Source organism: Aliiroseovarius sp. CAU 1755, from assembly GCF_054482655.1.
The window spans coordinates 377,280-390,155 of the sequence record NZ_JBTLRH010000001.1; the positions used below are offsets into that span (position 1 = coordinate 377,280).

The window sequence follows — 12,876 nt, forward strand, 5'->3', positions numbered from 1 at the left end:
CCTGAAATCAAGCTCTAACCCTTGCTTCTAGCTGCCCAGCTTTTCATCAATCAGGGCCGCGAAATCTTCGTATGACATGTTAGAATACTTGGTCCCGTCAATGACGAAGGACGGTGTGGCGTTGATCTCGTCGGCCGCGGCATTGGTCTGGTAGGCGGCCACCAGGCTTTGCGCCATCGCTTCGTCCTGAAGGCAGGCGTTCATCTGGTCATCTGTCATGCCAGCTGTGCGACCCAGTTTGCGCAGGTTGTCCAGAATAAGGCTGGGGTCCCCATCGGCGATCCATTCCTTCTGGCCGGCATAGATCATGCTGGTAAGCCCGAAATAGCGATCATCCCCGCCGCAGCGGGCAATCATGCCTGCCCACAAACCAAAGCGATCGAAATACACTTCGCGGTGGATGAACTTGACCTTGCCTGTATCCACATAGTTTTCTTTCAGCTTCTTGAAGATGTCCTCGTGAAAATTGGCGCAGTGCGGACAGGTGAAAGAGGCGTATTCGATCATTGTGATCGGGGCGTTTTCGTCGCCAAGAACCATATCCTTTGCGGGTTCGACCGCTGCATCGGTGTCTTGGGCTTCGGCCACGTTAACGCCGGGCACAGACCCGTTGTTCTGGCTCATGTAAAACGCGCCGCCACCGATCAGAAGTGCGGCGGCAAGCAAAATAGGAAGAATTCGGGTCATGATATGGTTCAGCCTCTATGATGTCTTTTTCTTCATCAGCACATTTTGTGCCAGTGTCTGAAGCGCGTCGCGCAGGCCTGCATCAGCGACGTCTGCTGTTGCCTCTGCTGCGCGGGCGCGGGTTGCGTCATCGGCTACTGATTCGCGCTTCGGTGCCGGATTAAATTGGGCTTGCCCCTCGGCAAAGCCGGTCGGAGCGGTCTGCGTGATCCTTACGCGGGCGATGGCGTTATATCCATAGACGGCGTTCACCTTTTCGCGCAGCTTGTCTTTTTGCATTTCCAACATGGGAGCTTGGGCGCCAGTCGTCAAAACAGTCAACGTGGCCCCCATGCCACCGCGTCCATAAGAGATATCAACAGGTTTTGCGATTGCTGCGGTGTCCGCGCCGACAATCTCGGCCCAATGGGTCAGGACGCGCGTAACAGCGAAACCGCGCGTTTCGCTTGTTTTTCGGATGCGCGTCGACAGAAGGCTCGATGTCCTTTCAAAGCCCTTCTTGCGGCGCTGATATCCTGTCGATTGTTTCAAGCTGGCACATCCTAGATTTGCCCCTATTTTAAGCTGTTGCAGTTGCTATGCCAGTGCAAAGCTTGGAAAGGGGATAACACTTGTGTGACGCGCCGAATTCTGCCGAGTTGCTGGCGTGGTATGACGTCCACGCCCGAACGCTTCCGTGGCGGGTTGCGCCAAGTGATCGGGCCGCTGGAAGGGCGCCCGATCCCTATGCGGTTTGGCTGTCCGAGATCATGCTGCAACAAACAACTGTCGCCGCCGTTAGGGACTATTTCACCCGATTCATGACACTTTGGCCGACCGTCGACGCTTTGGCCGCTGCCGAAGATGCGCGCGTCATGGGGGAATGGGCGGGGCTTGGATACTACGCGCGGGCGCGCAATCTGCTGAAATGCGCGCGGCTTGTGGCAGGAATGGGTGGATTTCCGACCACCCGCACCGAGCTGGAGGCGCTGCCCGGCATCGGGCCATATACCTCGGCTGCCATTGCTGCCATCGCCTATGATTTGCCCGAAACGGTGGTCGATGGGAATGTTGAACGGGTGATCTCGCGGGTGTTTCAGGTCGAAACGCCATTGCCTGATTCCAAACCTGAGTTGAAGCAGCTTGCCACCACCCTGACACCCCCAATGCGGGCCGGCGACTATGCGCAGGCGGTGATGGATCTGGGGGCCACGATCTGCACCCCGAAATCCCCAGCCTGTGGTATTTGCCCGTGGAATAGAGCCTGTTTGGCGCGTCAAAATGGTCTGCAAGCCACCCTTCCCGCCCGCAAACCGAAAGCGCCAAAGCCCGTTCGTCATGGCATAGCCTATCTGGCGCGTCGCGCAGATGGTCTGTGGCTGGTTGAACGCCGCCCTGACACAGGGCTGTTGGGGGGCATGTTGGGCTGGCCTGGCGCGGCATGGGGCGATGTCGCCAGCGAAGCCCCTCCGATCACTGCGGTATGGCAGGACCCCGGCGTAGAGGTGCGGCACACCTTCACCCATTTCCACCTGATCCTTAATCTGCGCGTCGCCCAAGTGCCAACGCACGCCGAACCCCGTGTCGGTTCGTTTCACAAGATCCGCCCGTCGGACCTTCCGACCGTGATGCGCAAGGCGTTTGACGTGGCGACAGCTTTACTCGCGGATTGAGAGCCGCTTGCTTCGTCGCTATAGATCGGTGAGGGGCAGAAAAGGACAACACCATGGTTCCGGCATCCACGGTTTCCCGATTTCGTAACGCAGCGCCATTCGGTATTTCGATATTGCTGCCAGTTCTGGTCTATATCGCGGCGACGAAAGGCGGCTGGTTCTTGTTGTTGCCACCCCTTGGCACGTGGTGGCTGTATGCAGCGCTGGATGCCCTGATCGGGCGCTACACCAAGAATGCCGACCCAGAGATTTCGGACAAAGACCTATTGTGGTATCGGCTGATCACCGTGGTCTGGTTCCCCATTCAATTCGTTATGATTTATGGCATGATTTGGTATGTCACCGGCGCCGCCCACCTGTCCGTCGCCGAGAAGTTCGGTGTTTTCTTTGGCGTAGGTGTCCTGTCAGGCACCGTCGGCATCGTCTACAGCCATGAACTGATGCACCAATCCAACAGGTTCGAACGCTGGCTGGGCGATCTGCTTCTGGCAACTGTGCTCTACAGCCACTTCCGCACGGAACATCTGCTGGTGCACCACCCCCACGTTGGCACCAGCCGCGATGCGGTGACCGCGCGTTATAACGAGGGGTTCCACCGGTTCTTCCTGCGCGTGGTGCGCGAAGCGCCGATATCTGCCTGGAAGGCCGAAAAAGCAATGCTGGCGCGGCGCAAGTTGTCGCCCTTGGATGGCAGCAACCCGTTCTGGCGCTATGGTGCGCTTCAATTGGTTGCTCTGATCCTTGCGGTTCTGATTGGTGGCTGGCTGGGCCTTGCCCTGTTCGTTTTTCAGGCCTTGGTCGCGATCTGGGAGTTAGAGCTGACTAACTATATCGAGCACTATGGCTTGACCCGCAAACACCTTGGGGATGGCAAGTATGAGCGCGTCATGCCCCATCACAGCTGGAATGCTGATCATCGGGCGTCAAACTGGCTGCTGATCAACCTGCAAAGGCACTCGGACCACCATTACAAGCCGGCGCGGCGGTTTCCACTGTTGCAGACCTATCCCGATGCCGAAGCGCCGCAGTTGCCGCAGGGCTATCCGGTGATGACCGTTGCAGCTTTGATCCCACCCCTGTGGCGGCGCGTGATGAACCCGCGCGTTCGCGCCTGGCGAAAGCTGCATTACCCCGAGATCGAGGATTGGAGCGCCTATAAAGCGGGTAGTTTGCCGCCTCCGCCGATCCGCTAGGGGAAAGGCATCACCGCATCACCCGGTTGCCATGGCTGATATTTGTGCATGACGCGAGCAAGCCGGTCGCTGGTCAAAAAAGTCTCTAACCAAGCGGAAACGCGTGGTGTCGCGTCACGGTCAAAGCGCGGTTTGTCGATCATCGCAAACTGGCGCACGAAGGGCAGGATCGCCAGATCAGCAAGCCGCGGGGACGGGCCGAACAGCCAACCTTTGGTCAGCTGGTTTTCCAACGCCGCCAGCAATGTCATCGCGTCTTGCCGCGTTGCCTCGGGGTCGCTTTGCGGATGGCGCACGGCATATTTGGTCAGGTCCAGCGCCGTCTTGAAGGGACCGTCGAAGGTCTGGATCAAGGCGTCACCGGCATCTGGCATCAGCAGCAGGTTTTCGGGGTCATGCTGGCGCAGCGCCCAAAGCATGATGTCATGGCTTTCATCCACAACGCCCTGATCCGTCAGCAAGCAAGGCACCGTCGCTGAAGGGGAAGTGTCCAGAAAGGCCTGCGGTTTGTCGCGCAACAGGATCTCGCGCAGATCGACCTGAACGCCACTGCTGGCAATCGCCAACCGGGCGCGGATTGCATAGGGACAGCGGCGAAAGGAATAGAGGATCGGGATCATGGGCGACCTTTTGCGGTTTGGCACGATGATTTCGCACTGAACCTGCGATTGCAACCGACCAAAAAAAGACCCCACCCAATGCAGGGCGGGGTCAGTTGAGAAGTGCCGTGGCGGCGGGCCACAGGCACAGGCGGTACCTCGTATTGCGCGCGCAGGGATCTGCGTCGCACAGATTTCAGGATCAGTTCATTTCGGCTCGGATCTGTTGGCGCAGCAGGTCGATCGGAACTTTCTTTCCGTCCTGCCTGAAGTGCCAATAGGTCCAGCCGTTACAGCTGGGCGCGCTTTCAAGTGCGGCCCCCACCTGATGGATCGAGCCGCGCGCTTCGCCCGAGATCAACGTTCCGTCAGCGCGCACTTTGGCAGTTTTGCCACGCGGGCTGGTCAAAACCTCGCCCGGGCGCAGCATGCCGCGTTCGACAAGCTGGCCAAACGGAACTCGCGGTTCGGCGCGTTTCGACGGCGTGGTGGTCAGCGCTTCTTTGTCGAACTTGCGGATCTTCGAGATGCGTTTTTCCGCGACCTTGCGATACGCCTCTTCCCGTTCGATCCCGATGAAATCGCGACCCAGCATCTTGGCAACGGCACCCGTCGTGCCGGTGCCGAAGAAAGGGTCGAGGATCACGTCGCCGGGGTTGGTCGAGCCGATAAGGACGCGGTGCAACAGCGACTCCGGTTTCTGCGTCGGATGCGCCTTGTCCCCATTTTCATCTTTCAAACGCTCATGGCCCGTGCAGATCGGAAGCACCCAGTCAGAGCGCATCTGAATACCCTCATTCAGCGCCTTCAGGGCTTCGTAATTGAACGTATATTTCGAGCCTTCGCCTTTCGACGCCCAGATCATTGTTTCATGCGCGTTGGTAAAGCGTTTGCCGCGGAAATTCGGCATCGGGTTGGACTTGCGCCACACCACGTCATTCAAAATCCAATACCCTTGGTTCTGAAGCTCGGCACCCATGCGAAAGACATTGTGGTAAGATCCGATAACCCAGATCGCCCCGTTGGGCTTCAGGATACGACGGGCGGCGCTCAGCCATGCGCGGGTGAATTGGTCATAGGCTTTGAAACTGTCAAACTGGTCCCAGTGGTCGTCGACGGCATCGACCTTTGAATTGTCAGGACGGTGCAGATCACCCTTCAACTGCAAATTATAAGGCGGATCAGCGAAAATCAGGTCGACCGAGTTTTCCGGCAGACTGTTCATCACTTCGATGCAATCACCATCAATAATCTGATTCAGCGGCAGGTCTACAGCCGCTTTTGCTTTGGTTTTCGTCGTCATTTCTGCCTCTTGTACCCGGCGCATTTTGCGCTCTTTGGTGGCGCATTGAAGCGCTCGTTCTGATGAGATCAGAATGAGTCAAAGGTGATTCGCCGTCAAATTCTTTTTTGAATCAGTCACTTACATATTTATCTTGATACAAGATATTGTGTACCGGCTTGAACGAACGTCTATGGTGTGGGGTCACACCAAGATTTTGAAGCGCCAACCTGTGGCTTTTTGACGGGTATCCTGCGTTCGTTTCCCAACCATAGCCCGGATGCTGTTGCGCCAAATCCACCATGATCCGATCCCGACAGGTTTTGGCGACGATCGAAGCGGCGGAAATCGACAGTGACCGTGCGTCTCCTTTGATGATGGTCTCAGAGGAAATGGTCAGTCCACGGGGGGTCATATTTCCATCGATCAGCAGATGATCCGGGGCTTGGATCAGCCCGGCAACAGCGCGTTCCATGGCCAGATGGCTGGCGCGCAGGATGTTGATCTCGTCGATCTCTTCAACCGAAGCATGCGCGATGGAAACATCCGCGGTCGCGGCAATCAGGTCGTAAAGCGCGACGCGCCTTTTCGCAGACAGCGCCTTGGAATCGTTTAGTCCCTCGGGGATATTGTTCGGGTCAAGCACGACCGCAGCGGCGGTTACCGGGCCAGCCAGCGGGCCGCGCCCCACCTCGTCCACGCCCGCGACACGGCAATATCCGCGCGACAGAGCGGCGGTTTCAAAGCTGAAGTCAGGCAAAGGCTTGGTCATGCCCTTTGGGTGGCCCATCCTGCCAAGGCCCGCAAGCAAAAAAAAAGGGCGGGAGGAAACCTCCCGCCAGTTTGGCGGCGCACCGGGTTAAGGGGATGGTGCCCCGCGGCTCGATGGGCCTAGCGGGACCGCACGATGCGAAACCCTTTGTTCTGCAAGCACACCGGCTCATAAACATCGCGCGGCACGTATTTACCGTATCTGTCGCGCACAACGATGGTGTCCAAGCAAGCGCGGGGCAGCTTCACACGCCGATCGACGCGCTTTTGCAGGCAAGACCTGCCCATGTATTTCGACCGACCGAACTGCGTGTCGAACCGTTTCAGGCAAGAGGCAGGAAGCGCGTTATAGCGATCGACCTTATGGGGGGTCTTTGCGACCGGTTTGTGCGGGCGCTTTGAGGGGTGCCCATGTGGGTGGTGACCATGCGGCCGGTGCACATGCGGGCGGTGTCCACCGTGGCGATGGGTTGCGACGGGCTTGCGCGCGTCGTCTTTTTTGTCAGACAACAGGACACCAATCGTCGCAATGCCCAGAATGGCGGCAAGGAATGGTGCAATATCGGAATCGTCTTTACGTAGTTGGCGCGTGTCTTGTGCAGTCGCCGGCGAGGTCGCCAGCGCCAGCGCCAATGCCGCACTGAGCAGCATTTTCAAGGGGGAAGCGGTGAAGCAGCGGGTCATCATGTTTCCTTTCAAAAAAGGCATCCAAGGGACGCGGGGAAGGTGTAGAAACCGTCGCCCATTGCTGCTTTGACAGGCAATAACAGCCACAGGTCATGCCCTGGCCATGGCTTTGATATTGAATAACCACCGGTCCCACCGCATGGTTGGCGCATGATGAAACAGATACTCTTTTCCCTTGCGCTTGCTGCCGTTGCCCTGCCCGCTCAGGCTGGGTGTTATGCGGACTACAAGGCCAAGCAGGATGATCCCCTGAAATTGCACTATGGTGTAATGGAATTGCCTGAAACGGCATGTGAAAACCGGAAGGCCGCGGCGACCCAGATCCGGGCGCGGCTTGCCGATCAGGGCTGGCTTCTTCTGAAGGTGCAGTCCATTTTTGACGAAGCAGGTCTTGCAGAAAGGAAAGAGAGTGCCGGAGCCTACTTCCTTCGCTACTGACGCACGACGCATGTCAAACCGCATCGTGACACTAGGAATTGTGACAATCGTCGGCGTGCTTTTGGTTGCCGCCGTTCTGTTGTTCATGACTTTGCCAGATGCCAACGCGTTCAATGCGCGCGTCGAACAGATCTTCGTCGAAAACGACGGGCTGACGTCTGGTGCGGAAATCAAACTGTTGGAGATTCTTGCACAGTCAGGGACGGCATTTGCAGATACGTTGACCAGCTACCGCATGGTCATTTTCGTGCTGCTGGTGTTTTCGACCGCGCTGTTGATTGCCGCCTTGGTCTTTCTCATCACTATCATCGGCCTCAACCGCCGCATGAGCGAGATTGAGCGCGCCGGTATTCAGGTCAATTCGCTTTTGATCAGCCGCGAAGAAAGGACTGTCTATCTGAACAACATGGAGTTTTCCCTGACCGAAGCCGCCATCGAAACCCTGTCTGCCCTTGCGGAGGCGCGTATGGATGAAGAGGTGCTGTCTGGGTCCGAGCTTGAGGGGCTGATTTCTGGCCGTGATCCGTCTGATTGCGACGAAGCCGCTGGAGCCACCCGCATCAAACGCCTGCGCGATGCGCTGGGCAACCAGTTGATGAGCGAGCTTTTGGTGAAAACGATCGCGCGGCGCGGCTACATGCTGTCGATCGACAAAGATGTGATCCGAATGCTCTGACGCTGGGCGATGGCGACCCCGGCAGGATTCGAACCTGCAACCTGCCCCTTAGGAGGGGGCTGCTCTATCCAGTTGAGCCACGGGGCCGTTTGGGTTGGGATAGTGATCAGAAAACGGCTTGTCCAGCGTGGTTTAGCGCCGTTTCAGCGTGTCTCCGGCGGCGATCTTGGGCGACAGCTCAATCCGTTCTCCGCCGCCAGCCTCACCATCTTCGGCGCTGCGGTCGGCGATGATCCGGGCCGCCGCGCGGCCGATCTCGGCGCGACAGGCATCCATTGTGGCAAGCTGGCGCGGCAGGCCATCCAGCAGTTCGACCCCATTGAAACCGGCAAGCCCGATTTGGCTTGGCACGTCGATGCCTTGGTCAAGGCAATACAAAAGACCGCCCGCACCGATCATATCGTTGGAGTAATACAAGAAGTCGATTTCTGGTGTGCGTTTCAGCATGGCCTCGGTCATCTCGCGACCTTTGGCCAAGGCGGATCCGCCTTCATAGAACTCACGATCCGCGATTTCGACGCCTTCTTTGGCGAGCGCCTCGGTGAAGCCTTCGAACCGCTTCCGCGCGCGGTGATCAAGCGGCATCTTTGTGCCAAGAAATCCAATGTTGCGATACCCGGCCTTCAGGATTGCTTGCGCCATCTTGCGCCCGGCACGTCGGTGCGAAATACCCACGCAGGCGTCGATCGCCTCGCCATCGGTGTCCATGATCTCGACCACAGGAATGCCGGCTGCTTTCAGCATTGCCTTGGATGCATCCGAATGCTCCAGCCCAGCGATGATCACGCCGGAGGGCCGCCATGACAGCATTTCGTAAAGGACTTTTTCTTCGCGTTCGGGTTTGTAATTGGTGACGCCAACAACGGGTTGCAAAGGCGTTTCGTCCAGCACTTCGTTGATGCCTGTCATCACCTCGGGGAACACCATGTTGCTGAGGGATGGGATGATCACAGCCACAAGGTTGACCCGCTGCGAGGCAAGCGCACCGGCGATTTTGTTGGGCACATAGCCAAGCTCTTTCGAGGCTTCCAGAACCCGTTCGCGGGTCGCCTGGCTGACATCTCCACGATTTCGCAACACCCGACTGACCGTCATTTCGCTGACGCCAGAGGCTTCGGAAACGTCCCTGAGGGTCAGCGGGCGGCGGTTCGGGGGGGTGGGTCGATCAGTCACGAAACTGTCCTAGCATGTCTGTTATTGCACACATGTTAGCGATAAAGTGAAGCTTGGCAATGCCCTCTTTTCACTGCGATGTTAGACTAACAGGCCTAGACCAAACGCCTGACCAAAGCATCATGAAGTTGCGGCGCGCCAGCCACCATGCCCGACAGCTGCGGCGTGGGGTTGTTGAAGCGCGCAGCCAGCCGTGATTTGTCAGAGACTTTGCCGCCGGCCTCTTCGACGATCAGGCTTCCGGCCGCAACATCCCATTCCCAGGTCGGGCGCAGGGTCAGCATGGCGTCAAACCGCCCCTCGCCCACCAACGCCAACCGATAAGCCAGCGAACTGCGAAACTGCCGGTTCACGGGCGGTGCCTTTGCGTCAGTCCAAAACCAAGGCTCGAAATTGGCCTTCGTCGCAAGCACGGTCGCGTCAGTCACGTCAGATTGGGCGCTGACGGAAAGCGCCGTGTTGTTCAGGGTCGCCCCCTGTCCGCGCGCCGCGGCGTAAAGCTTGTCCAGCATGGGAAGATAGACAACGGCTGCCTCGACGATGCCATTGCGGGCGATGGCCAGAGAATGGGACCAGGTTCGTGACCCTTCGATGAAAGACCGGGTGCCGTCGATCGGGTCGACAATGAAGACTTGGTCTGCATCCAGCCGCGCCGCGGTGTCTTCGGTTTCCTCTGACAGCCAGCCATATCCGGGGCGCGCGCTGGTCAGACCTTCGCGCAGCATTCGGTCCACTGCCAGATCGGCTTCGGTCACGGGGCCTTGCCCCCCGGGCTTGTCCCAGCGCTGGGCGTCGCCGTGAAAATAGCCGGTTGCCAGCTTGCCAGCTTCGCGCGCGGCGTCGATCAGAAGGGAAAGGTCATCAGTCACCGGCCAACGTCATCCCGTCGATCAGCAGGCTTGGAACCATCCGGCTAAGATGGGTTTCGGCGTCATTGGCAGGAATGATGCGCCCCAGCATATCGCGAAGATTGCCCGCGATGGTGCATTCATTCACTGGATAGGCGATTTGCCCGTTTTCAACCCAGAACCCCGACGCACCGCGCGAATAGTCCCCGGTCGTGGGGTTGATTGTGGACCCAATCATCGACGTGACCAAAAGCCCCGTGCCCATCTGGGCAATCAGATCATCGCGGGTCATATTGCCCTGCGTTAGGGTCACATTTGAGATCGAAGGCGAGGGTGGAGACGATGTGCCCCGCGAGGCGCTTGCCGTGCTTTTCAAGCCCAGCTTATGTGCGGTGGCAAGATCCATCGTCCACCCAGTCAGCATGCCGTTGTCGATGATTTTGCGACGATAGGTTGCCAGCCCCTCGCCATCAAAAGGGCGTGTACCGGATATCCGGGGGCGATGCGGGTCCTCGATCAGGTCTATCCCGTCAGGCAAAACCTGTTCCCCCAAGGCGTCGCGCAGCCACGACGACCCTCGCGCAATCGACGCCCCGTTTACGGCGGCCAGAAGGTGTCCGACCAGCGACGAGGAAATGCGTTCATCAAACAAAACCGGATAAGCGCCAGTCGGGGGCTTGCGCGCGCCCGCTCGTTCGACTGTGCGATTGCCGGCCTTGGTGCCGATCTCATGCGCGCTGGGCAGATCTGCCTGAAACGTCCGCATTTCACCTGCATAGTCGCGTTCCATCGCAGCGCCCTCGCCGGTAATTGCTACGACCGAAATGGCGCGGTTTGTGCGCCCATATCCCCCCGAAAAGCCATTGCTGGTGGTCAAATGAAACTGATGCCGCCCATAGCCTGCAGAACTGGTGGACACTTGTGTGACTCCCTTGACCGCCAAAGCTGCGGCTTCAGCTTCGGCTGCGTCGCGTTCCAGCATGGCGGGGTCGGGTTCATCTGCCGGGTCAATAAGCTCCAGCGCATCAAGATCCCAGCTGCGCGCCAGATCAGGCGCCTCTGCCAAACGAATATGGGGATCGTCTGGTGCCTCTTTCGCCATCGCCACCGCACGTTCAGCCATCGTTTCGATGGTCAGGGCCGAGGTGTCAGAGGCCGAAACGCAGGCTTGCCGCTGCCCCACCAAAACCCGCAACCCGATATCAATGCCCTCGGACCGTTCAGCATGTTCAAGCTTGCCATTCAACACGTCGATGGACAGCGATGTTCCATCGACGGCCAGCGCATCGGCCTGGTCGGCGCCAGCGTTGCGGGCGGCATCCAGCAGGTGTTGGGTCAGCCGTTCAAGCGTGTCGGTCATGATGGTCCTTTCTTGGTCTGTCCTTCAGGTAACGATCGACGGGCGTGGTCGCAAGGTGTCTCTGGCCTAACGACGCGCGCTGCGCTAGCACAGAAACAAGGGAGGAATGATGATGACTGACATGACCGGAAAAACAGTTCTGATCACCGGCGCAAGCCGCGGGATAGGAGAGGCTGCCGCGCATATCTTCGCCCAAGCTGGCGCGAATGTGGTGTTGACCGCGCGCGGAACTTCGCAAATCAACGCCATTGCACAAGCGATCGGGGACCGGGCGCTTGCGGTGCCCTGTGATGTCTCGCGCTGGGAAGATGTGAAAGCCGCTGTCGACGCTGCGGTGAAACGCTTCGGAACCGTTGATGTGTTGATCAATAACGCCGGAATTATCGACCCAATTGGGCCGATAATAGACTCTAATCCGGCCGAATGGGGTCACGTGATCGACGTGAACCTGAAAGGCGTTTACTACGGCATTCGTGCCGTGATGCCGATTATGGCCGCCCAGAAAAGCGGCTCGGTCCTGACCATCAGCTCAGGCGCGGCACATACCGCGCTGGAGGGTTGGGCGCACTACTGTGTTTCAAAGGCTGGCGTTCACATGATGACCAAGGCGCTGCACAAAGAAGGTGCGGGCAAAGGCATTCGCGCCATGGGCCTGTCGCCCGGAACAGTGGCCACGCAGATGCAGCGCGAGATCAAGTCATCCGGCATCAACGCCGTCGCGCAACTGAAATGGTCCGACCATATCCCTCCGGAATGGCCCGCGCGCGCACTTTTGTGGATGTGCAGTGATGATGCAGACGAATTTCTGGGCGAAGAGATTTCGCTGCGGGAAGAAGACATTCGTGACCGCGCAAAGGTTCGCGGATGATCGACGTCACAAAAGAGGGCGGCGTCTGGACGGTTACAATCAACCGCCCTGACAAAGCAAATTCGTTGACCAAAACGATGCTTGAAGAGCTTGGCCAGATTGCTCAAGACGCAGCAGGTGATGCGCGCGTTCTGTTGTTAACGGGCGCAGGCAAGGTGTTTTCAGCTGGCGCAGATCTGGACGAGGCGCGCGCAGGTTTGGCCACTGACAACGTATGGGAACGGCTGTCCGGCGCGATTGCCGCAGCGCCTTGCCTGACCATTGCCGCCCTGAACGGAACGCTGGCTGGGGGCGCTTTCGGCATGGCCTTGGCGTGCGATTTGCGTATCGCCGTGCCAGAAGCGAAATTTTTCTATCCGGTGATGAAGCTGGGGTTCTTGCCGCAACCATCTGATCCGGCGCGAATGGAGGCTTTGATCGGTCCGGCGCGCACCAAGATGATCCTTATGGCAGGACAAAAAGTATCGGCTGACGAAGCGGTGCAGTGGGGCCTGATTGATCGCGTCGTGCCGGCAGATGACCTAATGCGAGCGGCCTTGGAGCTGGCTGAACATGCGCGCGGGCAAACCGCCCAGCATGTCGCCCGGATGAAAGCGATGATGGGGTGATTGTGGCTCTATCCAACCCCAATTGCGCCATTTG

General features: G+C 58.5%; 15 protein-coding genes and 1 tRNA gene. 6 read left to right on the forward strand and 10 right to left on the reverse strand.

Features of this window, described 5'->3' with window-relative positions; translation table 11 throughout:
* Nucleotides 1-27 precede the first annotated feature (27 nt).
* Entirely contained in the window at nt 28-687 is a 660-nt protein-coding gene (locus ACXYMP_RS01870; protein ID WP_298566962.1) for a DsbA family protein, read from the reverse strand.
* 15 nt (nt 688-702) lie between these two features.
* Nucleotides 703-1,218, reverse strand: coding sequence for a DUF721 domain-containing protein (locus tag ACXYMP_RS01875; protein WP_298566963.1), 516 nt, complete (start codon nt 1,216-1,218; stop codon nt 703-705).
* 80 nt (nt 1,219-1,298) lie between these two features.
* On the opposite strand from ACXYMP_RS01875, the gene ACXYMP_RS01880 reads away from it, so the two are divergent.
* Nucleotides 1,299-2,339 carry an A/G-specific adenine glycosylase gene (locus ACXYMP_RS01880; RefSeq protein WP_458903976.1) on the forward strand — a complete coding sequence of 347 codons (1,041 nt, stop codon included), beginning with the start codon at nt 1,299-1,301 and terminating at the stop codon, nt 2,337-2,339.
* A gap of 53 nt (nt 2,340-2,392) precedes the next feature.
* Nucleotides 2,393-3,532 (forward strand): alkane 1-monooxygenase, encoded by a 1,140-nt coding sequence (locus tag ACXYMP_RS01885; RefSeq protein WP_458903978.1) that lies wholly within the window; start codon nt 2,393-2,395, stop codon nt 3,530-3,532.
* Here the strand turns inward: ACXYMP_RS01885 and ACXYMP_RS01890 are convergent.
* The 4 genes from ACXYMP_RS01890 to ACXYMP_RS01905 all read right to left on the reverse strand — a co-directional run bounded on the left by ACXYMP_RS01890 (nt 3,529) and on the right by ACXYMP_RS01905 (nt 6,868).
* Complete coding sequence (locus ACXYMP_RS01890; RefSeq protein ID WP_298566967.1) at nt 3,529-4,152, reverse strand: glutathione S-transferase; 624 nt, start codon at nt 4,150-4,152, stop codon at nt 3,529-3,531. The genes ACXYMP_RS01885 and ACXYMP_RS01890 overlap by 4 nt on opposite strands.
* A 181-nt stretch (nt 4,153-4,333) precedes the next feature.
* On the reverse strand, nt 4,334-5,434 hold the full coding sequence (locus ACXYMP_RS01895) for a site-specific DNA-methyltransferase (RefSeq protein ID WP_298566968.1): 1,101 nt from the start codon (nt 5,432-5,434) through the stop codon (nt 4,334-4,336).
* A 112-nt stretch (nt 5,435-5,546) separates the two neighbouring features.
* Nucleotides 5,547-6,185 (reverse strand): ribonuclease HII, encoded by a 639-nt coding sequence (locus ACXYMP_RS01900; protein WP_298566969.1) that lies wholly within the window; start codon nt 6,183-6,185, stop codon nt 5,547-5,549.
* 119 nt (nt 6,186-6,304) lie between these two features.
* On the reverse strand, nt 6,305-6,868 hold the full coding sequence (locus ACXYMP_RS01905) for a hypothetical protein (RefSeq protein ID WP_458903981.1): 564 nt from the start codon (nt 6,866-6,868) through the stop codon (nt 6,305-6,307).
* A 156-nt stretch (nt 6,869-7,024) separates the two neighbouring features.
* Here ACXYMP_RS01905 and ACXYMP_RS01910 point away from each other — a divergent pair, with 156 nt between their 5' ends.
* Nucleotides 7,025-7,309 carry a hypothetical protein gene (locus tag ACXYMP_RS01910; protein ID WP_298566971.1) on the forward strand — a complete coding sequence of 95 codons (285 nt, stop codon included), beginning with the start codon at nt 7,025-7,027 and terminating at the stop codon, nt 7,307-7,309.
* Between the two features lie 10 nt (nt 7,310-7,319).
* Complete coding sequence (locus ACXYMP_RS01915) at nt 7,320-7,985, forward strand: winged helix-turn-helix domain-containing protein (protein WP_298566972.1); 666 nt, start codon at nt 7,320-7,322, stop codon at nt 7,983-7,985.
* A gap of 10 nt (nt 7,986-7,995) precedes the next feature.
* Here the strand turns inward: ACXYMP_RS01915 and ACXYMP_RS01920 are convergent.
* From ACXYMP_RS01920 to ACXYMP_RS01935, 4 genes are all read right to left on the reverse strand, one after another.
* Nucleotides 7,996-8,072, reverse strand: a tRNA-Arg gene (locus ACXYMP_RS01920).
* 45 nt (nt 8,073-8,117) lie between these two features.
* Nucleotides 8,118-9,158: a LacI family DNA-binding transcriptional regulator gene (locus tag ACXYMP_RS01925; RefSeq protein WP_458903984.1), complete on the reverse strand. Its 1,041-nt coding sequence runs from the start codon at nt 9,156-9,158 to the stop codon at nt 8,118-8,120.
* Between the two features lie 95 nt (nt 9,159-9,253).
* Entirely contained in the window at nt 9,254-10,027 is a 774-nt protein-coding gene (locus tag ACXYMP_RS01930; protein WP_458903986.1) for an inositol monophosphatase family protein, read from the reverse strand.
* Nucleotides 10,020-11,366 carry a TldD/PmbA family protein gene (locus ACXYMP_RS01935; RefSeq protein WP_458903988.1) on the reverse strand — a complete coding sequence of 449 codons (1,347 nt, stop codon included), beginning with the start codon at nt 11,364-11,366 and terminating at the stop codon, nt 10,020-10,022. The genes ACXYMP_RS01930 and ACXYMP_RS01935 overlap by 8 nt, the downstream gene beginning before the upstream one ends.
* A 112-nt stretch (nt 11,367-11,478) precedes the next feature.
* Here ACXYMP_RS01935 and ACXYMP_RS01940 point away from each other — a divergent pair, with 112 nt between their 5' ends.
* The gene (locus ACXYMP_RS01940; RefSeq protein ID WP_298566977.1) at nt 11,479-12,234 is read left to right on the forward strand and encodes an SDR family oxidoreductase; all 756 of its coding nucleotides are present in this window, start codon (nt 11,479-11,481) and stop codon (nt 12,232-12,234) included.
* The gene (locus tag ACXYMP_RS01945) at nt 12,231-12,842 is read left to right on the forward strand and encodes an enoyl-CoA hydratase/isomerase family protein (RefSeq protein WP_458903991.1); all 612 of its coding nucleotides are present in this window, start codon (nt 12,231-12,233) and stop codon (nt 12,840-12,842) included. The genes ACXYMP_RS01940 and ACXYMP_RS01945 overlap by 4 nt, the downstream gene beginning before the upstream one ends.
* The last annotated feature ends 34 nt before the right edge of the window (nt 12,843-12,876 follow it).